Origin of the sequence: Microbacterium sp. SSM24 (assembly GCF_025989145.1) — a bacterium.
GTDB lineage: Bacteria > Actinomycetota > Actinomycetes > Actinomycetales > Microbacteriaceae > Microbacterium.
In genome coordinates, this window is sequence record NZ_JAPDNQ010000001.1 from 968,515 (window position 1) to 992,049 (window position 23,535).

The window sequence follows — 23,535 nt, forward strand, 5'->3', positions numbered from 1 at the left end:
CACTCATCGCCGGGTCGGGCGCGTGCGGTTCTCAGTTCCAGGAGAGGTTCTTCAGCTCCACCTTGAGGACTTCCGGCGTGGAGTAGTCCAGGTCCGCCTTCTTGACGATGGCCGTCTGCTGCGAGAGCACGGAGACGATCGGCTGGAGGTCGAACAGGTCGGTGTACGCCTCGGTGTACAGTTCGCGACGCTCGTCGAGATCAGTCGACGCTGCTGCACGGTTGAGCAGATCATCGAGCTCGGGGGTTCCGAAGGATCCCGTCGGGAACGGCATGCTGTCCGCGGCGGGGCTCATGAAGAAGCGCGCGGGGTAGGACATGTCGTAGATCTCGGTCGAGAGGGCGAACGGCAGGAGCTGGTAGTCCATCGCGAAGATCTTGTCGTAGAGCGCGTTCTGCTCGAACGTCTCGATCTCGAAGTCGATCCCGATCTCGGCCAGCTGCTGCTGAATGGCGACGGCGTACCCGTCCAGGCCCACCATGGTGGGAACGGGGCTGGTCAGCGTGATGCCGTCCGGGTAACCGGCCTCGGCGAGGAGTTCCTTGGCCTTGTCGACGTCGTACTCGTAGTGCGGGAGCGCCTCGTAGTCGGGCGCGCCGGCGGCCTTCTCCGAGTAGAAGTGGTCCCATGGGACATCCTTGCCCTCGCTCACCAGCGCGTTGACGCCCTCACGGTCGATGCCATAGGCGACCGCCTGCCGGACGAGCGGGTCGTCGAACGGCGCGACGTCCGTGTTCATCAGAGCGAGGTACACCGAGTCGGAGTCGACGTAGTCGACGGTGAAGTCGGGGTTGTCCTCGAACTGCAGCGCGCTGGACGCGTTGAGCTTCGCGACGAGGTCGAGTTCTCCCGCGGCGAGCGCGAGCGACATCGACTCCTCATCGGCGAACACCTTGTAGGTGGCCGTCTTGATGGGCGCCGGCTCTCCGTCCGCCCATCCGAAGTAGTCGTCGTAGCGCTCGAGCTCGATGGTGCCCGTGCCGTCATAGGACACGAACTGGTACGGACCGGTGCCCACCGGGAAGAACTGCTCGTCCGCCCCGTGCTCCTCGATGGCCTCCTCGTTGATCACCTCGGTGCCGGAGAGGACCACGAGGTTGTACGCGGTGGCCGCCGTGGTGTGGACGGCGACGGTGTACTCGTCGATCACCTCCGAGCTTGCGATGTAGGAGGAGTTCTCCTTCCAGAACGGGAAGTCCGGCATGCTGTCGAACGTGTACTTGACATCGTCAGCGGTGAGCTTCTCGCCGTTGTGGAAGGTCACGTCGTCGCGGAGATGGAAGGTGTAGGTGAGCTGATCGTCTGAGATCTCGTAGCTCTCCGCGAGCGAGGGAACGTACTCGCCGTCCTGGTACTCGACGAGGGTGTCGAAGATGTTGCCGATGACGACCTGCTCCTCGCGCGAGAACGCGCTCATCGGCTGGAGCGACGCCAGCGCGACGTTCAGGCCGATGGTGACGCTGTCGCGAATCTCCTCGCTGCCGCCGTCGTCGCCACCCCCTGTCGCACATCCGGTCACCAGGGCCGCGGTCGCGGCGAGCGCGATCACGGCTGATGCATGAGTTTTCTTCACGACTTCCTCCTGTAGTGCGGTCTGTACTGCGAATCGATCTGCCATGGATCACCGGCGTCTCGCCGGGCGGTTGCGCCCACACCGCCCCGCGCGGGTGAGCGGAGTGGATAGCCAGAAGCTACTCTCAAACTTTTACGGGTCACACGTGTGCAGCGTAATTTTCGCACGATTGTTGCGCAACTGAAACATTGGTGAGCGAAGCGCGGATCCTCGGACGTGCACGGAGTGGGTGCGATGATGAGTGGCGGTCACAAGACCTGACCTTCCGGAAGGGGACGGTGAACCTTTGCCAACGACGACGAGCTCGCGCGATCTCCTGCTGGCCCTGCCGGGGGCGCACCGGCATCAGGTGCCTGGCACTCTGATCCGCACTGAGCGCCTCATCCGGCTCCTCGGCGATCTGGGCATGACGCAGAATTCGGCGCAGGTGTACATCACTCGACTGGCCCAGTCGGGTCTGGTCACCCGACGGCCTCTCGAGGGGAGCCCCGCCGTCGCACTCACCGCCGTCGCGCACCGCCTGCTTCAGCGGATCGAGGAGCGCGTCCGGGAGTTCGGCCAGGAGTCCGCGGCCGATGGCAACTACACGTTCATCTGGTACGCGCTGCCGAAGTCGAAGCGCGCCGAGCGTTCGCGCCTGGTGCAAGAGCTGCGAACGCAGGGCTTCGGTTCGCTCCAGGACTCGACCTGGCTCGCGATGCACGATCGCCAGGTGACCATGATGGCGGTCATCGACGAACTCGGTCTCACCGGCGAATGCTCACTGCTGGTCGGCCGTCAGAGCGCGATGTCCAATCCGGCACTGCTCATCGAGCGCGGGTGGGACCTCGGCGCGCTGCGCCCGGCGTACGACGACTTCATCCGCGAGTACCGCGACTATGCCGCGCCCGCCGCCATCAGCGACCGGGACGCATTCGTCGTTCGGGTGCAGATGCTGGAGGCCTTCAAGTCGTTCTTCGGCATCGACCCCGAGTACGGTGACGTCGAAGTGGGCGAGCGCCGCCGCGAGGCGACGAGCCTGTTCTGGACCGCATATCGTGCGCTGGGACCGAGCGCAGAGGCCCACTTCGCGTCAGTCGTCCTCGACGACTGACGCGACATCCGGCGTCAGTCGATGACCAGGGTTTCACCGGTGTCGCCGAACGCGCCCCACCCCGGCTGATCCTCGCGGACGAACGCGCCGATCGCCCCCCTGAACCGCCCTGTCGCCGCTGTCAGCCGATCGACGTCGATGCCGTCGATCACCAGCGCCCCGGCGAACCGCTCGCGTCCGAACAGGAGGGGGAGGTCGATGCAGTGGCACGCGCCGACGGGGCCGGCCAGATCGACCCGGTACGTCCATGCCGCCCGAGCGACGCGGGCAGCGGCGAGCGAGGGCGCTGCGATGCCCGCGTGGGTCACCGCCTCGGTGATGAGGCGAGGGACGGGTGCCGAGCGATCGGCCGATTCGAGCCTCCGGTACGCATCCGCGCCCCCGGTGACGAACTCCTCGGCGAGGGCGGCGCCCTTGCCGCGCGGGGTCCCAGCGATCCGCTCATCGCCGTCGAAGAATGCACGCGTCTCATCGGCGTTCGATCCGATCAGCAGGCGTGTCGTCGCGGGGAACGCGGCGACCGCTTCGGGCAGGGACTGCCACCGCAGGGATCCGGCCACCGTCGGCCGGAACGGGGGCAGCAGGGACCCGGTGCTCCTCGGGTGCCGCATCGCGGTTGCGTGAGCACCCAGGATGTCGGGGATTTCGGCGGCACGCGCCACCAGATGCGGCGCGGGGTGGTCTCCGTCGAGGCCCAGCGCCTCGAAGAACACGGAGGTCGTTTCCGAGATCTGGTGCTCGGCGGGCTGCGCCCAGCCGGCTGGCGCGCTCTGGGCGATGACTCCGGTGATCAGATCGCGCGTCTCGGGCAGGGCGCCCAGGTGGATGGCGGCTTCGGCTCCCGCGGACTGACCTCCCACCGTGATCCGGTTCGGGTCCCCGCCGAAGTCGGCGATGTTCTCGACGACCCACTCCAGAGCCATCACCTGATCGGCGAGCCCGAGCGCGGATGCCGCGGGTCCGGATGCATCGGCGAGCCCGAGCCGCGCCGAGTGGAGGTAGCCGAGCGCGCCGAGGCGGTAGTTCGCCGTCACGACGACGATCCCTTCGGCAGCGGTGAGCGCCGCGCCGTCGTAGCAGTCCCAACTCGCTGACCCGGTAGTCCAGGCGCCTCCGTGGAACCAGAGGAGCACGGCTCTCGAGCCGGTGAGCCCCGGTGTCCAGACGTTGAGGTGGAGCGAGCCCGCCTCGGCAGTCGGGGTTGGCGTCTCCCCTGTGATGCGCCGGAGCCGGGAGGGGGGCTGGGGCACGGCGGGCCCGATCCGGGTGGCGTCTCGCGGTGCGTCCCATCTCGGCGCTCGCCGAGGTGCGGCCAGTCGCTGGCTGCCGGTGGGATCGACGGCGAACGGCAGACCTCTGGCGGCGATCACCTCGTCGTGCCGCACGGCCACGACCGGCCCGACCGCAGCATCGATGACTATCGTGTCGACGGGTGCGGTCGTGCGCCCGCCGCGATGCTCTGTGGTTCGCTTGCTCGTCATCGGTGCTCCCTCGCTGTCATCTTCGCATTCGGATCGTTCGCTTGGCATAGACGATCCGCGGTGGCCGTCGTGCATGAAGCACAGTCGTTCTTCGAGTCTCGCGCGTCCATCGCTTCTAAGGCCCCAGTCTGATGGGCCGCTGCGTTCTTGCGTATGTGTAACGGACGTCGTGAACACTCGATTCATCTCACAGAGGATGCCTGCCATTTCCAGCACTTACGCATTACCGGTTTAGCGTGTAATCTTCCATCAATCCACCCCGACGACACGGCGGGACGCACCCGAGAGGTACGTCCTGGACGGGAGCCCGATATGTCCCTCACTGCTGCGGAGACACCACACGTCAGTCCTCTGGACATGCGCACGGCCATGGCGTACATCCCGACGCCGGTCACGGTGGTCTCCGGAATGACCGTCGACGGCCCCGTCGCGATGGTCGTCGGGTCCTTCGTCTCGGTCTCGCTCGATCCGCCCCTGATCGGGTTCTTCGTCACGCACGGTTCGATGAGTTGGCCGGCGCTGCAGCAAGCCCACCGGCTGGGCGTCAGCGCGCTCGCGTCGCACCACGACGACCTCGCACGCAAGCTCAGCCGGCGAGCCCCCGACCGCTTCGCGCGCGCCCACTGGCACTACGAGGAAGGCATGCCGCCGTTCATCCGCGACGCGGTCGTGACCCTCACGTGCCGCGTCGAGTCGGTCACGCCGGCGGGCGATCACCGGTTTGTGCTGTGCCATGTCGAGAGCCTCGCGTCCGACACGAGCGCTCCGGGAATGGTCTTCCACGACAGGGCCTTCGCTCAGCCCGGACCTGTCACCGCGCGGCGGACTCCGGCGCGTGTGAGCTACCTCACCCCCCTCGAAACCACCGACTGACAGTACGTATGCACGTCCACAGTCGCCGCAAGGCGACAGCCGCATCACCCATCAGAATGCAGAGAAAGGATCCAGCGAGATGACGAATGACGCCGCAGCATCCACCGCTCCCCCGACCAACACCGTCGTGGTCACGGAGAGCGAACGCAAGAGCCTGTGGTTCCTGACGAACCTGGTTCGTGAGATAGCCACCGGTGCCGACACCAACGGCGCCTACTACCTGGCAGAGGTGACGGCGCCTCCCGGAGACCAGGCGCCGCTGCACATGCACACGCGCGAGGAGGAGGCGTTCCTGCTCCTCGAGGGCCAGGTCACCCTGTGGGTCGGCGACGAAGTCAAAGTCCTGAACCCCGGCGACTTCGGCCTCATGCCGAGGATGGTCCCCCACTGCTACGGAGTGACGTCCGACGTGGACGCGCGGTGGCTGATTCTGACCTCGCCGGCCGGGTTCGAGGGCTTCGTGCACGCGGTGTCGGTCCCTGCGGAAGAAGACCGGATCCCCGACGCGCAGGCACCCACGCCGGAGCAGGCCGGCGTGCTCGCCGCCATCGGCGCGAGCTTCGGCGTCGAGATGCTCGGCGCGCCGGGCATGCTCCCGACCGACCTGAAGGCGACGGACCAGTCATGACCGAGGTGCTGAACGCCGCCGACATCGATGAGATCCGGGGAAAGGCCTACGATCTGGTGCCCCTCCTCGCCGACCACGCCGCCGAGATCGACCGTTCCCGGCACATCCCGGATTCAGTGATCGACGCGCTCACCGAGGCGGGAATCTTCCGCATCGGTGTTCCGAAGCGCTTCGGGGGGCTCGAGTCCACGGTTCGGGCTCAGCTCGACGTGAACGCGATCCTCGCGCGAGGTTGCCCCTCCACTGCGTGGGTGGTGCAGAACATCAACGCGTCTGCGATCTTCGCCGGCAAGTACAGCGCGCAGGCGCAGCAGGACGTGTGGGGCGAAACCCCCGACGCCCGCGTCGTGAGCTCGCAGACTCCGGTGGTCGGCGTGGTGCGCGTGGAGGGCGGCTGGCGTCTGACCGGCCGCTGGGGATATGTCTCCGGCGTCGAGCAGGCGCAGTGGGCATCGCTGCAGTTCATGCACTTCGACAATCCCGGCGAGCCTCCGACCCCGCGATTCGCACTCGTGCCGATCGCGGACGGGGTCATCGAAGACACGTGGCATGTGGTGGGCATGCGCGGAACGGCGAGCAACACACTGGTTCTCGACGACGTGTTCGTCCCCGACTACCGCACGATGGACTTCCTGCCCGCGATGTTCGCCGGCGTCGAGCCCACCGAGTTCCAGGACGAGACGCTGTACCGCACGCCCATCGTCTCGCTGCTGACCACGGTGCTCGCGAGTTCGCCCGTCGGCATGGCGCAGGCCGCGTGGGACTATGTCGCTGAAAAGGCCGCAAGCCGCGTCCTCTCCTACAGCACCTACCCGACGCAGGCCGAGGCCGAGGTGTTCCAGGCGCAGATCGCACGTGCATCGCTGATGATCGAGGCCTCGCGCGCGATCATGGAGCGGATGGGCGACCTGCTGGATCAGGCGGCTGCCGACGGAGGCGTACTGGATCCGCTGGGCCGCGCCTACGTCCGCGGTGCCGTGGGCTACCTCTGCGAGAACCTCACCGACGCCGTGCAGATCCTGCTGGACGCGCACGGGACCTCGGGGATGGCCGACTCCAGCCCGCTGCAGCGGATCTGGCGCGACATCAACACGGCATGCCGCCACGGCATGCTCGTACCGGGGCTGGGCTACGAGGTGTACGGAAAGGCTCTGCTCGGTCGCGCGGAGCAGGCGACGATGGTCCTCTGACCGACGCCGCGCAGCCGGCGCGGCAGGCGCCGCGAAAGAGAGATCGGGATTCGCGTCCCGGTCTCTCTTTCGTTGCGCCGGCGTTCGAGAGGTGCGATGCGGCAACCTTCGCCCGGAATCGCCGACGAGGTGTGCCGCACTTCGCACCCGGCTCGCGCGAACGCGCACACACGCGCGACCGCCGGTCGCCTCTGAGGAGACGACCGGCGGCGCGATGTGCCGGAACCCGGGCTCAGCTGCCGACGACGGGGACCCGTCGGTCGTCATCATCGCTCTCGGCGGCCGCGGGAGCGGAGCCCTGACGGTCGACCGAGATCAGGGACTCGGCATTGGGTGCGACCTTGCGCTTGATCGCGTAGGCGATCAGCAGCAGCACGGCCCAGATCGGGCCGAAGATCAGCGCCGACTGGAACGGGGGGAGGAAGTACATCGCCACGATCACGCCGAGGAAGCAGATCGCCGCGAAGATGTTCGAGTACGGGTACCACGGCATCTTGAAGGTCAGCTTCGATACTGCGTCCGGGCCGATCGCCCGCCGGAAGTGCACCTGGGTGCGCAGAATGATCAGCCAGGTGACGATGGCTGAGAACAGCGTGACCGAGGCGAGCGTGAGGAACGGGTTCCCGGGGATCGTCAGCGCTCCCAGAAGTCCGATTCCGATGACGATCACCGAGGTCAGGATCGCGCGCGTCGGCAGACCCGACTTGCTCACCCGGGCGAGCGCCTTCGGCGCGTTGCCCTGCAAGGCGAGGCCGTGCAGCATCCGGCCGATGCTGTACAAGCCGCTGTTCATGGCAGACATCGCCGCCGTGAGCACGACGGCGTTGACGATCGAGGCGGCGGCGGGGATTCCCACGGCAGTGAACACCTGGACGAAGGGGCTGCCTTCGAGGCCGATCGTGCTCCACGGGACCACCAGCAGGATCACGCCGATCGCTCCCACGTAGAAGACGAGGATCCGCCAGACGACACCGTTGACCGCTTTGGGAATCGTCTTCCCCGGGTCCTCGGTCTCGGCGGCGGCGATGCCGACCATCTCGACCCCGCCGAAGGAGAACATCACGACGGCGACCGAGAGCAGGAGTCCACCGATCCCGTTCGGCATGAAGCCGCCGTCGGCGAAGAGGTTCGTCAGCCCGAGCGGATCACCGTCGTTGCCCACGCCGAACAGCACCATCGAGAGACCGAAGATGATGAAGAACAGGATCGTTGCGACCTTGATGCCGGCGAACCAGAACTCCGACTCGCCGAAGATCCGCACGGTGGCGATGTTCAGCGCCGTCAGGAGCGCGAGTCCCACGAGACCGGTCAGCCACAACGGCACGTCGGGCCACCAGAAGTTGACGTAGATGCCGACCACGCTGAGTTCGGCCATCACCGCGACGCTGTACGCGAACCAGTAGTTCCAGCCGGTGAAGAACCCCGGAAGGTTGCCCCAGTACTTGTACGCGAAGTACGTGAACGAACCGGGTCCCGGATCGGCGGTCGCCATCTCGCCCAGAGATCTGAGCATCAGGAAGATGATGCCGCCGCAGATCAGATTGGCGATCAGCACGGACGGGCCCGCAAGCTGAATCGCGAACGCCGATCCGTAGAACAGACCGGTGCCGATGGCGCCGCCGATGGCGATCATCTGCACGTGCCGGTTCTTCAGCCCGCGATGGAGCTGAGTGTCGACTGCCTTCGTTGCCATATCGAACGTCTCCTTCTCTTGGTTACTTGATGAGTTCGTAGTCGGACGTGAAGTGTGCGGTGCTGCGGACCTGGCCGCTGGTCACCTTGCGCACACCGTGGAAGTCGATCCCCGATGCGCGGATGGCGCCGAGACCCTCGGCGATCACATCCATGTGGCTGTTCGTGTACACCCGGCGAGAGATCGCCACGCGAACCAGGTCGATGCGCGGATAGTGCGTCACACCCTCGTCGTCGACATAGGTGAATGCGCTGGTGCCGAGCTCGACGCACCGCACGCCCGTGCGGATGTAGAGCTCGATCGCGAGCGCGACGCCCGGCAGGTTGCCCTGCGGGATGTCCGGGAAGAAGCGCGTAGCGTCGAGATACACGCCGTTGCCCCCGACGGGCTCGACGAACGGCACTCCGTATGCGCGAAGCTGCTCGGCGAGGTACTCGACCTGTCCGATGCGCCCCTCGAGATAGTCGAACTCCACGCCCTCCTGGATGCCCACCGCGATCGCTTCGAGGTCGCGTCCGGCGAGACCGCCGTACGTCTTGTACCCCTCGTACGCCATGACGAGCTCGGACGCGACGGCATACACCTCGGGGCTGTTCGTGCAGAGGAATCCGCCGATGTTGACCATTCCGTCCTTCTTCGCGCTCATGATGGCGCCATCCGCCAGCGAAAACATCTCGCGCGCGATCTCCTTGACGGTGTGATCGGCGTAGCCCTCCTCGCGCTGCTTGATGAAATACGCGTTCTCCGCGAAGCGGGCGGCATCGATGTAGAACGGGATGCCGTGGGCGCGGCAGATCTCCGACAGCCCACGAATGTTCGCCATCGAGACCGGCTGACCGCCGTTGTTGTTGCACGTCACCGTGATCATCATCACGGGGATGTTCTCGACACCCTCGGTCGCGATGAACTCCTCGACCTTGTCCAGGTCGATATTGCCCTTGAAAGGGTGATCCGTGACGGTGTCGTAGCCCTCCTCGGCGAGGAGGTCGACCGCACGCACCTGCGAGAACTCGGCGCGCACCCGCATCGAGTCGAAGTGCAGGTTGCCGCCGATGGCCTGACCCGGACGGAAGAGGATGTTCCCGAGCAGGTTGTCTGCGCCGCGCCCCTGGTGCGTCGGGATCACGTACTCGAATCCGAAGACGTCCCGGACGCTCTCTTCGAAGCGGTAGAAGCTCGTGGATCCGGCATACGACTCGTCGCCGAGCATGATGGCCGCCCACTGTGCCGAGCTCATAGCCGTCGTGCCGCTGTCGGTGAGGCAGTCGATGTACACGTGCTCGGCGCGGAGCTTGAAGAGGTTGTAGCCGGCTTCGGCGATCCACTCACGCCGTTCTGCCTCGGTGCTCTTCCGCAGCGGCTCGACCACCTTGATGCGGAAGGGCTCAGCGTACTTTGCGCTGGTCATCGGGAAGGTTCCTCTCGATCATCGCCCTTTTCCGCGTGCTCGGGCAGCACGGGTGGGGCCGGATATCTGTATGCAGAGTGTTTGACGTACGTCCCGTTCAGGCTATGATCCGTCGCAAAGTCACACGAGGTGCGTGGCGCCCCCCGGGTGGTGAATATCGGACAGATCGAGGAGAACGTGGACACTCGGCACACCGTAGACGTCGCGGAGATCTCGATCCTCGACTACCCGCCGACCTCGGAGATCGCGCTCAACGGCACCGACCTCACCGGCCGCGTCCGCCTGGAGGCACACCTCCTCCTCTTCATCGAGCACGGCGAGGCGTCGGTCGAGATCGAACTGGAGCAGAGGCGCCTGGCACGCGGCTCCTTCGCCTGGCTGCACCCGGGCGAGTGCGTCCAGGTCTCTCTGGACGATGGGGCGCACGCGGTCCTCGTCCTGGCGAGCCAGTCGATCGTCACGCACGCGACAGCCGGAGTGTCCCGCGTGGACGACCCGCTGCTGCCGAGCGTATGGGCCCTCGACGACGCGCAGTACGACGACATCCACGCGGCCATCCGGCATCTCCAGCACGAACTCACCGCGACGGGCCGGCCCGAGACGGCCCGTGCGCGCATCCTGCTCCACCTGCTCGCGGTGCTGATGATCCAGCTCGCCCTGCTCGGGGAGCCGCTGCCTGAGCGCGACGGCGATGTGAACGCCATCTTCCGCAGCTTCCGCGGCCTGGTCGAGGAGCACTACCGCGAGCGCCTCGCCGTGAACACTTATGCAGCGCGCATGGGCTACTCGCCCCGCACGATCACCCGCGCGACCTCGATCGCGGCGGGCGTGAGCGCCAAGGAGTTCATCGACCGGCGCCTCTACCTCGAGGCCAGGCGTCTGATCGCCTACACCGACGACGCCGTGGGATCCATCGCGGTGTCTCTCGGCTTCGACGACGCCACGAACTTCACGAAGTTCTTCCGACAGCGCTCCGGCGCCACCCCGACGCAGTTCCGCAGCGAGCACACCCTCCGCTGGTCGTAATCCGACAACGCACTCATCGAAGATTCGTATCGCAGCTGCACTCGTCGTCTCCAACACGATATGCACGTTCGCGAGAGGTGGGCTCTCAGGTAGGCTCCAGACATGGCGCCGCCCTTGACGAACGATGCTGACGGGCGGCGTCAGCCGGATGCGGGGCTGGCGCCGCTGATCGTCTCCCTCTTCGCCCTGTACGCGAGACCCGAGGGCAACTGGTTGTCGATCTCGGCCGTCGTCGCGCTGATGGCCGATCTGGGCGTCGACGCCCAGGCCGTGCGATCGGCCATCTGGCGACTCAAGCGGCGAGGCATCCTGCTGAGCGAACGCCGCGCGCGCGCCGCGGGCTACTCGCTCGCCACGTCCACGCTGGAGATCATCTCCGAGGGCGACGTGCGCATCTTCGAGAGGGCGCGCGCGACCGTCGACGACGGATGGGTGCTGGCAGTGTTCTCGGTGCCGGAGTCCGAGCGCCAGCGCCGCCACGAGATCCGCGTCGAGCTGACCCGACTCGGATTCGGCACCGTCTCCCCCGGCGTCTGGATCGCGCCTGCGACTCTCGTCTCCGAGGCGGATCACTCGCTGACCCGACGCGGGCTGTCGTCATACGTGGACCTGTTCATCGGCAGCTATGCCAAATCCGGCAGCCTGCGCGGGAGTGTCGACACCTGGTGGGATCTCGACGAGCTGCGAGAGCTGTACGGGGACTTCCTCAGCGCCTACCGCCCGGCCAGGCGGCGCATGTCGGCGAGGGCGTTCACTCCCCGGGAGGCCTTCGAGATCTATGTGCCGCTCCTGACGGACTGGCGTCGCCTGCCATACCGCGATCCCGGCCTGCCGCTCTCCCTCCTGCCGCCGAACTGGAAGGGCGAGATCGCGTCGGAGCTCTTCGTCGAGATGAACACGACCCTGCGGCCGCTCGCGCGAAAGCATGCCACCGCCCTGATCCACGGCACAGCCAAGGCGCCGCCCCTCGAAGCGAGCACGTAGCCGATTCAGCAGGGCCGCCCGCGCTGCGCAGCTGGATCCCGCACAGAGCGATCCATCGCAGCGCGGCCACGAGCCGTCCGCACGGTGTTCGCCGGTAAGGACGCCGCCCCGACTGAGCGAGCGGGCCAGCAGCCTTTCGGGACTGCTGGCCCGCTCGTCACGCTGGGCGACAAGGCCGAGATCACGGCTCGATCGGGGTCTCCTTGAAGTCGAACGTCTCCCACAGCGCATCCATCTCGTCCGGTGTGAACCGGCCATCCCCGCCCTCGAGCGTGACAACGTCGAACCCGGTCGCCGTCAGGTCGGAGAAGGTCGCGTCGTGACGGACGATCTGGTCGAGCACCTGGACGCCCTGATATCCCCAGCCGTAGTACTTCTGGCCCACCAGTGCATATGCGAGTCCATTGCGAACAGCATCCATCTCCGGCTGGATCGTGTCGAACGCGACGACCGTGATCTCGCCCGCTTCGGCCTTTTCGACCAGTGTGGGCAAGTTGGACTGGTCGACCAGGAAGGGCCAAGGTCCGTCGAAGTAGAAGCCATTGATCGTGGGATCGCCGCGCAACGTCGACTCGACTGCGTCGACAGACTTGGCGACATCGTCGTTTCCGGGCACCGTCTGGACGATGGTGAAGTCCACACCTGCTTCCTCGAGCGCATCCGTGAAGCCCTCGTCGCGCTGCGTGAGGTTCTCCGTTCCGAGCACACCCGTGAGGATGGCGATGCGCTGCGGCGTGGTGTCGCCTTCGATGGCCTCCGCATACAGTTCGCCGGCCAGCTGGCCGCCCGCGTAGTTGTCCGACCCGACATACGTGAGCCGATCGCTATCGGGGCAGTCCGAGTCGAAGGTGATCACCGGCGTGCCGGCAGCGATCGCCTGGTTGATCGCCTCGCAGACGGCGGGGCCGAGGCTGGACACCATGAGGCCGTCGACGCCGCGCTGCACGTACGACTCGATCAGCTGGACCTGCTGTGCGGCATCGGGAGTGGTCGGCGCGGTGACCTCGACCTTGATGTTTCCGATCTCCTCGGCGCGGGCTTCCATGCCCGTCTGCGCGGCGGTCACACCAGCGTTGCCGAGTGCCTTGAAGATGGCGACGAAGGTGAGTTCCTCATCCGCAGGATCACCGCCCGAGGACGCCTGGCCACCGGCACAGCCGGTGAGCAAGAGGCCTGCGACGATGCCGGCAGCGAGGGCGACGCTGCGAATGCGCCGCGGACTTTTCCCGCTTCTGATCATGGTGATGCTCCTTTGAATCGCTGTGTTGGAGTTGACCGGCCAGGGAAAGCCGGACAGTGGTGGCGGCGTCATCGGCTGACCGAGCGCGTTCGGAGCTTGTCGATGATCACCGCGAGGATGATCACAGCGCCGATGACGACTTGCTGCCAGAAGCTGTCGACGCCCAGCAGCGCCATGCCGTTGCGCACGATCCCGAGCAGCGCGGCGCCCCAGATGACACCGACGACACTGCCGATGCCGCCGAAGAAGCTGGTGCCGCCGATGACGGCGGCCGCGATGATGTCGAGTTCATAGCCGAAGCCGATCGTCGCGTCCGCGACGCCCAGCCGGGCAGTGAGAAGGATCCCCGCGATGCCGGAGAACACGGCCGACAGGATGAAAGCGATGGCGATGATGCGGCGCACCTTCACGCCCGAGAGCCGGGCGGCCTCTTCGTTCCCGCCGATCGCGTACACCTGGCGACCGAACACGGTGCGCGTCATGACCCACCACATCACGAGGGCAAGGATCAGCATGATCCAGACCGGCAGCGGAACGCCGAGGAAGAACCCTTGGCCGAGGTACTTGATCGCCGGGTCGATATTGGAGATCGGGTATCCGCGAGTGAGGGCGACGTCCAGGCCGCGGACGACGTTCAGCATGCCGAGGGTCACCATGAACGACACCAGGCCCAGGCCGGCGATCAGGGACCCGTTGGTCAGTCCGACCAGGAAGCCGGCCGCGAGACCGCCGAGGATCGCCAGGGGTGCAGGCACGCCGATGCTGGACAGAAGTGCCGTGACGATGCCGGTCAGGCCGATGACGGAGCCCGAGGAGATATCGATCCCTCGCGTGAGGATGACCACGAACTGGCCGATCGCTGCGATCGCGATGAACGAGAAGCTGCGCGCCACGTAGGTGAGATTCTCCACGGTGAGGAACTGCGGGCTCGCGAACGCCAGAAAAGTCGAGACGACGACGACGGAGATCACCGCGCCCGAAGAGGGCAGCGAGAAGAACCATCGCACCGCGCCAGATGCGCGGCTTCCTTTCGACATCGCGGCTTGAGGGCCGCGCGTCGTCTGCGTGTCGAGCATCATGCTTCCTCCAGTTGGCTCGCGAGCGCGAAGATGCGCGCCGCACTCACTTCGTCCTGTTCGAGTACGCCCCGTATGCGTCCCGAGGCCATCACGGCGATGCGATCGCTCATGCCGATGAGCTCTTCCATGTCGCTCGAGATCAAGAGAATGGCCACACCCCGACGAGCGATCTCATCGATCGTCCGGTAGATCTCCTGCCTCGCGCCGACGTCGACACCGCGGGTCGGCTCGTCGAGGATGATCGCCCGGCGTTCGGTCATCATCCATTTCGCGAGCACGATCTTCTGCTGATTTCCGCCGCTGAGGGTTCCGACCTCTTGGCGGTGAGTCCGCGTGCGCACACGGTACGAAGTGATCGCTTCTGTCGCCTTTCGGGCGAGTTCCCTGAGCGAGACCACGCCGAACCGGCTCCACTGCGGGAGGTTGGGGAGTGAGATGTTCTTCTCGACATCGAAGCCGAGGACGAGGCCGTCTCGCTTGCGATCCTCGGGGATGAAGCCGAGCCCGGCGGCCATCGCCTCGCCGGGACTGCGGATGGTCTTGTCCGCACCGTCAATCCTGATCCGCCCCGCGGTCTTGGGGTCGCATCCGAAGATGAGGCGGGCCAGCTCCGTGCGCCCCGCCCCGACCAGCCCACCCAACCCCAGGATCTCGCCTCGGTGGACGACCAGAGCGGCGTCTTCGACGATGCCGCCTGAGTAGCCCTCGACCTCGAGCACCGGATCGCCCCGGTTGCTGCGCTTGTCGGGAAAGAGCGCGTTCAGCTCCCGTCCGATCATCGCGGCGACGACGGCCTCCTTCGTCGCCTCGGGGTCATCAGCGAAGAACTCGACGACCTTGCGCCCGTCTCGCATGACGACGATCCGGTCCGCAACGGCGAAGGCCTCGGGGATGCGATGCGTCGTGATCACGATCGCGTAGCCGGAGTCGCGAAGTCGCCGAATGAGGTCGAGCAGCTGATGAGTCTGTTCCTCTGTGAGTGAGCTCGTCGGCTCGTCCATCAGAAGTACGCGGACCTCGTCCTGCGCGAGCGCCTTTGCGATCTCGACGAGCTGCTGGTCGGCGATGGAGAGGCCGCGAACGATGGTGCGCGGATTCTTCGTGCAGCCCACTTGCGCGAGCGCGAGCTCGGCCTGATCGCGGCTGCTGGCACGGTCCACAACCCCGATGATGTTCCTCGGCTCGCGGCCGAGTGCGATGTTCTCGCTGATCGAGAGGTTCTCGACCAGGTTGAGTTCCTGGTGGACCATCGCAATACCGTGACCGCGGGCATCGCTCACGGACCGGATGTCAACGGGATGGCCGAGAACGCTGATCTCCGCGTGATCGGGGGAGTACACACCTGCGATCACCTTCATCAGCGAGGACTTGCCCGCCCCGTTCTCCCCGAGCAGGGCGACGACCTCCCCTGGCCGCAGATCAAGATCGACAGCCGACACGACGGGAATCCCGCCGAACGAGACGGTGATCTGACGAGCGTCTACGAGCGACGTGGGTGCGGGCTCAGGCATCGACGTCATAGCTCACACCCACTTGCCGGCGGATCTCATCCATGATCCGGAGCGTCTTGATCGTGAGGGAATGGGGGACGACGGGACTTTCGAGCTCGCCGGCGGCGACTCGGCGGGCAACCTCGAGAGCTTCGAAGCGCCACCCGAGTCCGCCGTCCACACCGCCGTCGAAGTGGGTGAAGTCCACCCCGGCCGCGGGATTGCCGTCGCCGAACGTGACGACGCGCAGATCCGTCGGGATCATGTAGTTGTAGCCGAGTTCGATGCGCCCCTTCGTTCCGTTCACGCTCGCCCTATTGGGCAGCTCCGACGAGAGGGTGGTCACGATGGATCCGTGACGGCCCTGGCTGTCGCGCATGACGGCCGAGGTGACAGCATCGACGCTCGTGCTCGTGAGCGTCCCGAGCGCGGCGATGTCCAGATCGTCGTCGAGGAAACTGGCGACGAGCGACACGGCATAGATGCCGAGGTCGAGCAGCGCCCCACCGCCGAGGGCTGGGTCGTACAGACGATGCTCGGGGTGGTCTGGGTCGAATCGAAGCCCATGCTCGGCGATAACCGAGACGACCTCCCCGATGGCGCCGCTGTCCACGACGCGCCGGAGCTCGACCATATGAGGGAGGAACCGCGACCAGATCGCCTCCATCACGAAGACGCCCTCGCTCTCGGCGAGATCCAGTAGGCGCTGCGCGTCGGTGGCGTTGAGTGCGAACGGCTTCTCCACCAGAACCGGCTTTCCGGCACGGACCGCCAGCTCGGCCGCTCGCATGTGCTCACTGTGCGGCACGGCGACGTAGACGAGATCGACGTTCGGGTCGTTGACCAGATCCTCGTAGGAGCCGTGGGCCGCGGGGAGTCCGTGGCGTTCAGCGAAATCCTGCGCGCGCTCCGACGTGCGCGAGCCCACTGCGACGACGGACACCTCATCTGTGAGCGCAAGATCCTGTACGAACATGCTCGCGATGAATCCGGTGCCCAGAACACCCCAACGGTTAGACGACATCTGTCGATCTCCTTTGATCTCTTGCGGCCCTGGCCGGCCAGGCCGATCGGAAGTCTGTTATCTGGAATTGTCGCGGGTGCAGCATGCGTCGTCTTGCAGGGGGACGACTGCGGATTGACAATTCGTGTCACCTCGGTGGCACGCTCGGTCCCGCATGAGGTGCGATCGTCCGCCATCTCGCCCCGCAGGCCGACCACCAGCGGAAGTCGGCTGCCTCGATGAGCGGGAAGTGCTAGCTACGAGGCCCGCGCCTGCGTGCAGCGCGACTGACGGCGGGGCGGTCTCGGATATCGATCCGCGGAGGGTCGGGAACACCGAGTTGCACGTGACGAAGCGCTGAATCGGCCCGAACGGAGTCGGGCCGATTCAGCAGGTCGAGTCCAGCTGCTCAGAGTGAGAGCGAGATGCGCTCTCCGAACGCGCGTGAGCAGCAGGTCATCATCGTGCGACCGTCGGCTTTCTCGGCGTGGGACAGGACCACGTCGCGGTGGTCGACCGTCCCCGCCACGACCCGCACTTCACAAGCCCCGCAGAGGCCCTCCTCGCAGTCGCTCTGGACGTCGATGTTGGCCTCACGCAGCACCTGGAGCACCGTGCGATCCCGCGGCACGAGGAGCGTCTGGTTCGAGTCCACGAGCTCGATCTCGAATTCGTGCTCGTTGTCGGGGTCGAGCAGTGTTCCGGCTGACGCGAAGTGCTCGGAGTGCAGCGAGCCTTGCGGCCACGCCGCCATCGCGTCCTCGAGCGCACTGAGCAGCCGCTGCGGGCCGCACGCGTAAACCTGCGTACCGGGATGGGTAGTCCCGAACAGCTCCTCGACGGGCATCCGCGTGCCTTCGTCCCCGATATACAGGTGCACTCGGCCGGGGTGCTCCTCCAGCAGTTCGCCGACGAAGGGCATCGTCTGCCGGCTTCGGCCGGCGTAGAGAATGCGGTAGTACTTTCCCAGCCGCCGCGCTTCGCGCGCGAGGGCCATGACGGGAGTGATGCCGATGCCGCCCGCGACGAAGATGTACGACCCCGCCGACGGGTCAAGCCGGAAGTGGTTCCGCGGGCCTCGGACGACGACCTGGTCACCGGCCTTCAGCTGAGAATGCACCCATCGGGAGCCGCCGCGACTCTTCTCCTCCATACGGACCGCGACCCTCAGCGACTCCCTGTCTTCGGGGTCGCCGCACAGCGAGTATTGGCGCGAGAGCTCGCCGCACTCCAGGTCGATATGTGCGCCGGGACTCCACGCGGGGAGCCGGGAGCCGGGAGCAGGAACGAGCGTCAGCGCGACGACGCCGGCTGCGACCTCGGCTCGATCGGCAACGGTGAGCCTGTGACTCAGGAGCCGGCTCGAAGGCACGCCGATCTGGAGCTCGAATCGTCGGTCGCGGATGCGCGGGTCGGTGCGTTCGGGGTTGGCCTCGGGGTCCCACTCGACCCAGAGGTGCTCCGGCCCGCGGAACGACGTGTTCGGGAGATAGGTGAACTCCTGCTCGGCGATCCTCAGATGCGGGAGACGCGTCGTGAGTTCCTCGAGGAAGATCTGCATCTCCATCCGTGCGAGGTTCTTCCCCATGCACTGATGGCTGCCGAACCCGAAGCTCAGATGATCCCCCGCGTTCGGGCGACGGATGTCGAGAGTGTCGGGGTGGTCGAAATGCCGGTCGTCGTGGTTGGCGGAGGCTTGGACGATCAGAAGCTTGGCGTCCGCAGGAATCGGGACGCCGCCGATCGTGGTCGCGACAGTCGCCTTCCGCCTCCACGCGACGATCGATCCGGAGTGCCGCAGGCATTCCTCGACCGCGTTGGGTATCAGGGAGGGATCGCGACAGATGTCGTCCCATGCCTCCCTGTTCTCCAGCAGAACCCGGATGGCGTTCGCCGACGCATTCGCCGTCGTCTCATGCGCCGCGACGATCCCCGCCATCATGATCGAATGGACGTACGAGTCGGTCACGACATCCGGCATGAGCGCGTTCTGCCGGATGCTGTAGCGCATCCAACCCGGACCCTCCGGGTCGACTCGGATCTTGTCGACGATCTCGCCCGACAGCTGCCAGAATCCGCCCACCGCTTCGGCGACGGCCACCTGCTGCTCAGGTGCTGGGCGACCCCACGTGTTCACGGTGTGTGCCACGGAGTAGCGGCGCAGCCGCGGCATGTCATCCTCGGGCACGCCCAGGAAGTGGAGAGCGACGGTGAGCGGAACCTCCCAGAGCATCTGGTCCACGAGGTCGGCGCGCCCGGAGTCGACGAACCTGTCGACATACTCGCGCGTGATCCGGCGCACCATGTCCTCGTGGTGCGCAAGCTCGGCGGGTATGAACGATTCCATGAGCGCGCGGCGACGCGGCATATGTGCCGGCTCGTCCTCGTTGACCAACGTCCGTGACATCGCGTATCCGTAGGATTCGAGCACTTCTTCGGCCTCACGGCTGGTCGCGGTGATCTTCTCCAGCGCGATCGATGGGGAGAATGTGACGTTGTCGCGGAAGACTTCCTTCACATCGTCGTAACGGGTGACGACCCAGTAGCCGATCTCCGGGCTGAAGAACACGGGCTCATCGTCGCGCGACCACCTCAGTGATCCGGCGGGGTCGTTGAGGTAATCCGGGGAGAACGGGTCGAAGGCGGCGGCCGCCCCGGTGACAGGGCAGAGGGACGGCGCGCCCCCGGGGCTACCCACGATGGGGCATCCGCTCACGGCGTCGACTCCATCGGTCGCCGCCCGCCGGACCACGCCCACGCGTACATTCCGTCGTCGGTCGCGCGCCCGGCCTCTCCCAGCTCCAACGGACGGAACGTGTCGACCATGACCGCGACCTCGTCGAAGTACTCCGCGCCGAGCGACGCCTCGATCGCTGACGGCTGGGGTCCGTGCGCATGTCCACCCGGGTGGAGCGAGATCGACCCGCGCGCGATCCCGGAGCCCTTTCTGGCCTCGTAGTCGCCGTCGACATAGAACATGACTTCGTCGGAATCGACGTTGGAGTGGTAGTACGGGACCGGAACCGCGAGCTCGTGGTAATCGACCTTGCGGGGAAGGAAGTTGCAGATCACGAAGTTGTTGCCCTCGAATACCTGGTGCACCGGGGGCGGCTGGTGCAGCTTGCCTGTGATGGGCATGTAGTCGGCGATGTTGAACGCGAACGGATAGAGGCAGCCGTCCCACCCGATCACATCGAACGGATGCGTGTCGTAAACCAGGATCGATCCCACGATGCCGAGCGGCCCGTGGCCGCGGTGCTTCACGTAGACGGGGACGTCGGCACCCTCCTCGACGATGAGCTCCGACGGACCACGCAGGTCGCGCTCGCAGTAGGGCGCATGTTCGAGGAGCTGACCGAACTTGGACAGATAGCGCCGGGGCGGCACGATATGGCTGTTGGCCTCGATCGCGTACAGCCGGCTCTTCTGTGCGGGTACCCATCGATGAGTCGTCGCGCGAGGAATGACGATGTAGTCTCCCGCCCCGTATTCGAGCGCGCCGAACACCGTCTCCACGACGCCCGATCCTGCTTCCACATAGACGCATTCGTCGCCGATCGCGTTGCGGTACAGCGGCGACGCGACATCGGCGACCACATAGGAGATGCGCACGTCGCCGTTGGCCAGCACCAGGCGCCGCCCGCGGACCGCGTCGACGGGACCCGACGCGTCCGTGAACAGGTCGTGCAACCGGAGATGGATCGGGCGGAGCGGATGGTTCGCGACGGTGCTGAGATCGCCGAGTTCCCAGGCCTGGCTGTCGACGATTCCCGACGGCACACCCGTGTGATACAGCAGCGAGGAGTCCGAGGAGAATCCCTCTTCACCCATGAGCTCCTCGTAGTACAGGGCCCCATCGTCCGAACGGAACTGGGTGTGTCGGTGGCGAGGGACCCGCCCCATTTCGCGATAGAACGCCATTGTCTGCTCTTTCCACTATGTGCAAGTGCACGTTCACTATGCGTAAATGATCCGCTACGATTGTGCACATGTCAACCCAGGCGCCTCCCTTCCTCCGTGGCCTCATCGACGATGCCGCGATCTTCCCGCCGGGCGAGCTGCCCCTGGCCGACGCCGTGATCGCCCACGCCGCCTATCGCGCCGATCCGTGGCTGACGTCGATCGTCGGCCCCCTCACCGTTCCGACCGCCGCCCTGCACGACGCCGCCCTTCACGCGAGCGCCCTCGACGACCCGATCGACGTCAGCGTGATCGCCTCCACCGGTGTCGGCGCGGCGCTGCTCGAGGTGATGAGGCACCCGCGGCTCACCCTCGCCGCAGTCGAGCTGCCCACCGGTGTGCGGGCGTGGCGTGAAGCGGTGACCGCGATCGTCGACGCGCGCGATGCGCTCGACCGTCGAGAACCTGCGGGCCCGGCGCCGTCTCTCTTCGTCGAGCCGGGCTGGCCTCTCCTGCACGAGGCGCCCACGGCGACACTGGGCGCCCTCACGGACGCCCGCGCAGCCCTGAAACTTCGCACGGGCGGACTGGTGGCCGAGGCGTTTCCCTCCGTGGACGACCTTGCCGCCGTGATCTGGCGCGCCAATGCGCAAGGCGTGGAATTCAAATGCACGGCGGGACTGCACAGCGCGATTCGCCACCGCGACGATCGAACGGGCTTCGAACATCACGGCTTCCTCAACATCCTCTGGGCGGCGGCGGTCGCCCGAGACGGCGGGGACGTATCGGACATCGCGGCGGCGCTCTCACGGAAGGATGCTGCCGCCGTGGCATCCGCGGTGCGCGAGCTCGACCCTGGGGACGTGTCCGGCGCTCGAGCGCTCTTCGTGTCTTACGGCTCGTGCAGCATCAGTGAGCCGCTCGACGATCTGCGCGCACTCGGACTTCTCGACGAGGAGGTGGCGGCGTGAGCGATCCGACCTGGGTCCCCGGCGCGAGCGGATCGGGATTCGGGAGCGACCACCTCCCGTTCGGGCGATGGGCTCTGCCCTCGGACGAGGTGCGCGTCGGTGTCAGGGTCGGCGACTTCGCCCTCGATGCGGCCATCGCACTGACGGGAACCCCGTGGGAGGAGCTCTTCACGGAGCCGACGCTGAACCGCTTCCTCGAGGCGGGCACGCGCACATGGAGCGACGTGCGGGCGACACTTCGCCGAATCATCGCCGACGCCGACGAAGCACTTCGGCTGGAACCGGAGCTGATGCCCGTCGACGATGTGACGATGCTCCTCCCCGTCGATGTTCCCGACTACGTCGACTTCTACGCATCGCTTCATCACGCCGCGAATGTCGGTCGGCTGTTCCGCCCTGACCAGGAGCCGCTACTGCCGAACTGGCGCCATCTGCCGGTGAGCTATCACGGTCGATCGGGCACCATCGTTCCCAGCGGCACCCCGATCGTGCGTCCTCGAGGCCAGCGCAGAGGTCCGGACGGACCGATATTCGGCCCGTCCGAGTCGCTCGACATCGAGGCTGAGCTGGGGTTCGTCGTCGGCGTTCCGAGCGAACTCGGCCAGCGTGTATCGGTGGATGAGTTCGATCAGCACGTCTTCGGCGTCGTCGGAGTCAACGACTGGTCGGCGCGCGACATCCAGGCGTGGGAGTACGTGCCCCTCGGTCCCCACCTCGGCAAGTCCTTCGCGACCACGATCTCGACGTGGATCACGCCGATGGAGGCTCTGCTGGCAGCACGCTGCGAACTGCCCGACCAGTCTCCGGATCCGCTTCCCCACCTTCGAGGCACCGACGACGGCGGCCTCGATGTCCGGGTGTCCGTCGAGATCGGCGGTCACGTCATCTCGCAGCCGCCCTACCGTGAGATGTACTGGTCTCCGGGCCAGATGCTCGCCCACATGACCTCCAACGGAGCCTCACTCCGAACAGGCGATCTGTATGCCTCCGGCACCATCTCGGGTCCCGACCGCGACCAGCGCGGCTCTCTCCTGGAGTTGAGCTGGAACGGAGCGCATCCCTGGCCATCGGCAGGCGCCGACCGGTCATTCCTCCTGGACGGCGACGAGGTCGTGCTGCGCTACCAGGCACAAGGCGAGTTCGGAGGCATCACACTCGGAGAGGTCCGCGGCACGATCGTTCCGGCCGTCTGACGGCGGATGAGCGGATTCAGGTCAGGGCGGCGGACTCGCTCGCGGCGGTGAGCACCGCCGCAGCAGCGGCTGCGACGTCGATCCCCTCGAGTGCGACGATGCCGATGCTCAGTTCGGGGACGGTTTCCTCCCGACGCACGATCCACGTCGCGACGCCGACGGCACCCGGCTGCAACTGGCCCCGCGTCACACTGAATCCGTCGAGCCTCGCAGCCCGAACCGCGGCTGCATCGTCGGGCCCGGCAGGGCGTCCCGCAAGGATCGCGACGCCCGCAGCACCACGGTCGAGGGGATGCCGGCTCCCGACGCGATATCCGACTCGGAGGATCGGCTTGGACGGTTCTGCCGTTGCGACGACGATGCAGTCCCGGCCTTGAGCGATCGAAAGGAACGAGGTCGCCCCCGATGCCTCCGCGAGAGACTGAAGGACGGGGCGCACCTGCTCCAGGAAGCCCGGCCAGAACGCCGCCGCCAGCAGCGTGATGGACCCGCCGAGTCGGAGCGCACCATCCGCACCCCGACGGATCAGGCCATGTGCTTCGAGCGTGTTGACGATGCGATACGCGCTCGCCCGAGGGACATCGAGCTCGGATGAGAGATCGGCGATCGATATGCCGTCCGGGCGGGAGGCGATCACGAACAGCGCGGTGATGCCCCGGTCAAGGGTCTGCAGTGTCGACATCCGCCCTCCGCGTCCGACTCTACCGGCC

General features: G+C 66.5%; 19 protein-coding genes. 8 read left to right on the forward strand and 11 right to left on the reverse strand.

Annotated elements, in window-relative coordinates; all coding sequences use genetic code 11:
• Positions 1 to 31 precede the first annotated feature (31 nt).
• Positions 32 to 1,573 (reverse strand): ABC transporter substrate-binding protein, encoded by a 1,542-nt coding sequence (locus tag OL358_RS04510; RefSeq protein WP_264708747.1) that lies wholly within the window; start codon positions 1,571 to 1,573, stop codon positions 32 to 34.
• A gap of 406 nt (positions 1,574 to 1,979) precedes the next feature.
• On the opposite strand from OL358_RS04510, the gene OL358_RS04515 reads away from it, so the two are divergent.
• On the forward strand, positions 1,980 to 2,666 hold the full coding sequence (locus OL358_RS04515) for a PaaX family transcriptional regulator C-terminal domain-containing protein (RefSeq protein WP_264708748.1): 687 nt from the start codon (positions 1,980 to 1,982) through the stop codon (positions 2,664 to 2,666).
• A 14-nt stretch (positions 2,667 to 2,680) separates the two neighbouring features.
• Here the strand turns inward: OL358_RS04515 and OL358_RS04520 are convergent, their stop codons facing one another.
• Positions 2,681 to 4,147 (reverse strand): carboxylesterase family protein, encoded by a 1,467-nt coding sequence (locus OL358_RS04520; protein ID WP_264708749.1) that lies wholly within the window; start codon positions 4,145 to 4,147, stop codon positions 2,681 to 2,683.
• Between the two features lie 369 nt (positions 4,148 to 4,516).
• On the opposite strand from OL358_RS04520, the gene OL358_RS04525 reads away from it, so the two are divergent.
• From OL358_RS04525 to OL358_RS04535, 3 genes are all read left to right on the forward strand, one after another.
• The gene (locus OL358_RS04525) at positions 4,517 to 5,020 is read left to right on the forward strand and encodes a flavin reductase family protein (RefSeq protein WP_264708750.1); all 504 of its coding nucleotides are present in this window, start codon (positions 4,517 to 4,519) and stop codon (positions 5,018 to 5,020) included.
• Positions 5,021 to 5,099: 79 nt separating this feature from the next.
• On the forward strand, positions 5,100 to 5,648 hold the full coding sequence (locus OL358_RS04530) for a quercetin 2,3-dioxygenase (RefSeq protein WP_264708751.1): 549 nt from the start codon (positions 5,100 to 5,102) through the stop codon (positions 5,646 to 5,648).
• Positions 5,645 to 6,838: an acyl-CoA dehydrogenase family protein gene (locus OL358_RS04535; RefSeq protein ID WP_264708752.1), complete on the forward strand. Its 1,194-nt coding sequence runs from the start codon at positions 5,645 to 5,647 to the stop codon at positions 6,836 to 6,838. Before OL358_RS04530 ends, OL358_RS04535 begins: the two co-directional genes overlap by 4 nt.
• A gap of 232 nt (positions 6,839 to 7,070) precedes the next feature.
• Here OL358_RS04535 and OL358_RS04540 read toward each other — a convergent pair whose 3' ends face one another.
• Together OL358_RS04540 and OL358_RS04545 are read right to left on the reverse strand one after the other, a co-directional pair.
• Positions 7,071 to 8,531: an amino acid permease gene (locus OL358_RS04540; RefSeq protein WP_264708753.1), complete on the reverse strand. Its 1,461-nt coding sequence runs from the start codon at positions 8,529 to 8,531 to the stop codon at positions 7,071 to 7,073.
• Positions 8,532 to 8,553: 22 nt separating this feature from the next.
• Complete coding sequence (locus tag OL358_RS04545) at positions 8,554 to 9,939, reverse strand: tryptophanase (protein WP_264708754.1); 1,386 nt, start codon at positions 9,937 to 9,939, stop codon at positions 8,554 to 8,556.
• A gap of 177 nt (positions 9,940 to 10,116) precedes the next feature.
• On the opposite strand from OL358_RS04545, the gene OL358_RS04550 reads away from it, so the two are divergent.
• Complete coding sequence (locus tag OL358_RS04550; protein WP_264708755.1) at positions 10,117 to 10,965, forward strand: helix-turn-helix domain-containing protein; 849 nt, start codon at positions 10,117 to 10,119, stop codon at positions 10,963 to 10,965.
• A 102-nt stretch (positions 10,966 to 11,067) separates the two neighbouring features.
• Positions 11,068 to 11,949: a PaaX family transcriptional regulator C-terminal domain-containing protein gene (locus OL358_RS04555; protein WP_264708756.1), complete on the forward strand. Its 882-nt coding sequence runs from the start codon at positions 11,068 to 11,070 to the stop codon at positions 11,947 to 11,949.
• A 181-nt stretch (positions 11,950 to 12,130) separates the two neighbouring features.
• Here the strand turns inward: OL358_RS04555 and OL358_RS04560 are convergent, their stop codons facing one another.
• The 6 genes from OL358_RS04560 to OL358_RS04585 all read right to left on the reverse strand — a co-directional run bounded on the left by OL358_RS04560 (position 12,131) and on the right by OL358_RS04585 (position 20,682).
• Complete coding sequence (locus OL358_RS04560; RefSeq protein WP_264708757.1) at positions 12,131 to 13,261, reverse strand: substrate-binding domain-containing protein; 1,131 nt, start codon at positions 13,259 to 13,261, stop codon at positions 12,131 to 12,133.
• Positions 13,258 to 14,265: an ABC transporter permease gene (locus OL358_RS04565; RefSeq protein ID WP_264708758.1), complete on the reverse strand. Its 1,008-nt coding sequence runs from the start codon at positions 14,263 to 14,265 to the stop codon at positions 13,258 to 13,260. Before OL358_RS04565 ends, OL358_RS04560 begins: the two co-directional genes overlap by 4 nt.
• Positions 14,265 to 15,779, reverse strand: a complete 1,515-nt coding sequence (locus OL358_RS04570; RefSeq protein ID WP_264708759.1) for a sugar ABC transporter ATP-binding protein — start codon at positions 15,777 to 15,779, stop codon at positions 14,265 to 14,267. The genes OL358_RS04565 and OL358_RS04570 overlap by 1 nt, the downstream gene beginning before the upstream one ends.
• On the reverse strand, positions 15,772 to 16,782 hold the full coding sequence (locus tag OL358_RS04575) for a Gfo/Idh/MocA family protein (protein ID WP_264708760.1): 1,011 nt from the start codon (positions 16,780 to 16,782) through the stop codon (positions 15,772 to 15,774). The genes OL358_RS04570 and OL358_RS04575 overlap by 8 nt, the downstream gene beginning before the upstream one ends.
• 388 nt (positions 16,783 to 17,170) lie before the next feature.
• Positions 17,171 to 19,459 (reverse strand): cytochrome P450/oxidoreductase, encoded by a 2,289-nt coding sequence (locus OL358_RS04580; RefSeq protein ID WP_264708761.1) that lies wholly within the window; start codon positions 19,457 to 19,459, stop codon positions 17,171 to 17,173.
• A 14-nt stretch (positions 19,460 to 19,473) separates the two neighbouring features.
• Positions 19,474 to 20,682, reverse strand: a complete 1,209-nt coding sequence (locus OL358_RS04585) for a homogentisate 1,2-dioxygenase (protein WP_264708762.1) — start codon at positions 20,680 to 20,682, stop codon at positions 19,474 to 19,476.
• A 68-nt stretch (positions 20,683 to 20,750) separates the two neighbouring features.
• On the opposite strand from OL358_RS04585, the gene OL358_RS04590 reads away from it, so the two are divergent.
• Entirely contained in the window at positions 20,751 to 21,632 is an 882-nt protein-coding gene (locus OL358_RS04590) for a hypothetical protein (RefSeq protein WP_264708763.1), read from the forward strand.
• Positions 21,629 to 22,825, forward strand: a complete 1,197-nt coding sequence (fahA, locus tag OL358_RS04595) for a fumarylacetoacetase (RefSeq protein ID WP_264708764.1) — start codon at positions 21,629 to 21,631, stop codon at positions 22,823 to 22,825. Before OL358_RS04590 ends, fahA begins: the two co-directional genes overlap by 4 nt.
• Before the next feature lie 16 nt (positions 22,826 to 22,841).
• Here the strand turns inward: fahA and OL358_RS04600 are convergent, their stop codons facing one another.
• Entirely contained in the window at positions 22,842 to 23,507 is a 666-nt protein-coding gene (locus OL358_RS04600; RefSeq protein WP_264708765.1) for an IclR family transcriptional regulator, read from the reverse strand.
• Positions 23,508 to 23,535: the final 28 nt, after the last annotated feature.

What these genes read in the sequence shown, in the direction of transcription:
- OL358_RS04570 (WP_264708759.1), bottom strand. Translation starts at nt 15,779, where the DNA reads ATGCCTGAGCCCGCACCCACGTCGCTCGTAGACGCTCGTCAGATCACC.
- OL358_RS04540 (WP_264708753.1), bottom strand. Translation starts at nt 8,531, where the DNA reads ATGGCAACGAAGGCAGTCGACACTCAGCTCCATCGCGGGCTGAAGAAC.
- OL358_RS04585 (WP_264708762.1), bottom strand. Translation starts at nt 20,682, where the DNA reads ATGGCGTTCTATCGCGAAATGGGGCGGGTCCCTCGCCACCGACACACC.
- OL358_RS04545 (WP_264708754.1), bottom strand. Translation starts at nt 9,939, where the DNA reads ATGACCAGCGCAAAGTACGCTGAGCCCTTCCGCATCAAGGTGGTCGAG.
- OL358_RS04600 (WP_264708765.1), bottom strand. Translation starts at nt 23,507, where the DNA reads ATGTCGACACTGCAGACCCTTGACCGGGGCATCACCGCGCTGTTCGTG.
- OL358_RS04555 (WP_264708756.1), top strand. Translation starts at nt 11,068, where the DNA reads ATGGCGCCGCCCTTGACGAACGATGCTGACGGGCGGCGTCAGCCGGAT.
- OL358_RS04560 (WP_264708757.1), bottom strand. Translation starts at nt 13,261, where the DNA reads ATGACGCCGCCACCACTGTCCGGCTTTCCCTGGCCGGTCAACTCCAAC.
- OL358_RS04525 (WP_264708750.1), top strand. Translation starts at nt 4,517, where the DNA reads ATGGCGTACATCCCGACGCCGGTCACGGTGGTCTCCGGAATGACCGTC.
- OL358_RS04515 (WP_264708748.1), top strand. Translation starts at nt 1,980, where the DNA reads ATGACGCAGAATTCGGCGCAGGTGTACATCACTCGACTGGCCCAGTCG.
- OL358_RS04520 (WP_264708749.1), bottom strand. Translation starts at nt 4,147, where the DNA reads ATGACGAGCAAGCGAACCACAGAGCATCGCGGCGGGCGCACGACCGCA.
- OL358_RS04565 (WP_264708758.1), bottom strand. Translation starts at nt 14,265, where the DNA reads ATGCTCGACACGCAGACGACGCGCGGCCCTCAAGCCGCGATGTCGAAA.
- OL358_RS04530 (WP_264708751.1), top strand. Translation starts at nt 5,100, where the DNA reads ATGACGAATGACGCCGCAGCATCCACCGCTCCCCCGACCAACACCGTC.
- OL358_RS04575 (WP_264708760.1), bottom strand. Translation starts at nt 16,782, where the DNA reads ATGTCGTCTAACCGTTGGGGTGTTCTGGGCACCGGATTCATCGCGAGC.
- OL358_RS04590 (WP_264708763.1), top strand. Translation starts at nt 20,751, where the DNA reads ATGTCAACCCAGGCGCCTCCCTTCCTCCGTGGCCTCATCGACGATGCC.
- OL358_RS04535 (WP_264708752.1), top strand. Translation starts at nt 5,645, where the DNA reads ATGACCGAGGTGCTGAACGCCGCCGACATCGATGAGATCCGGGGAAAG.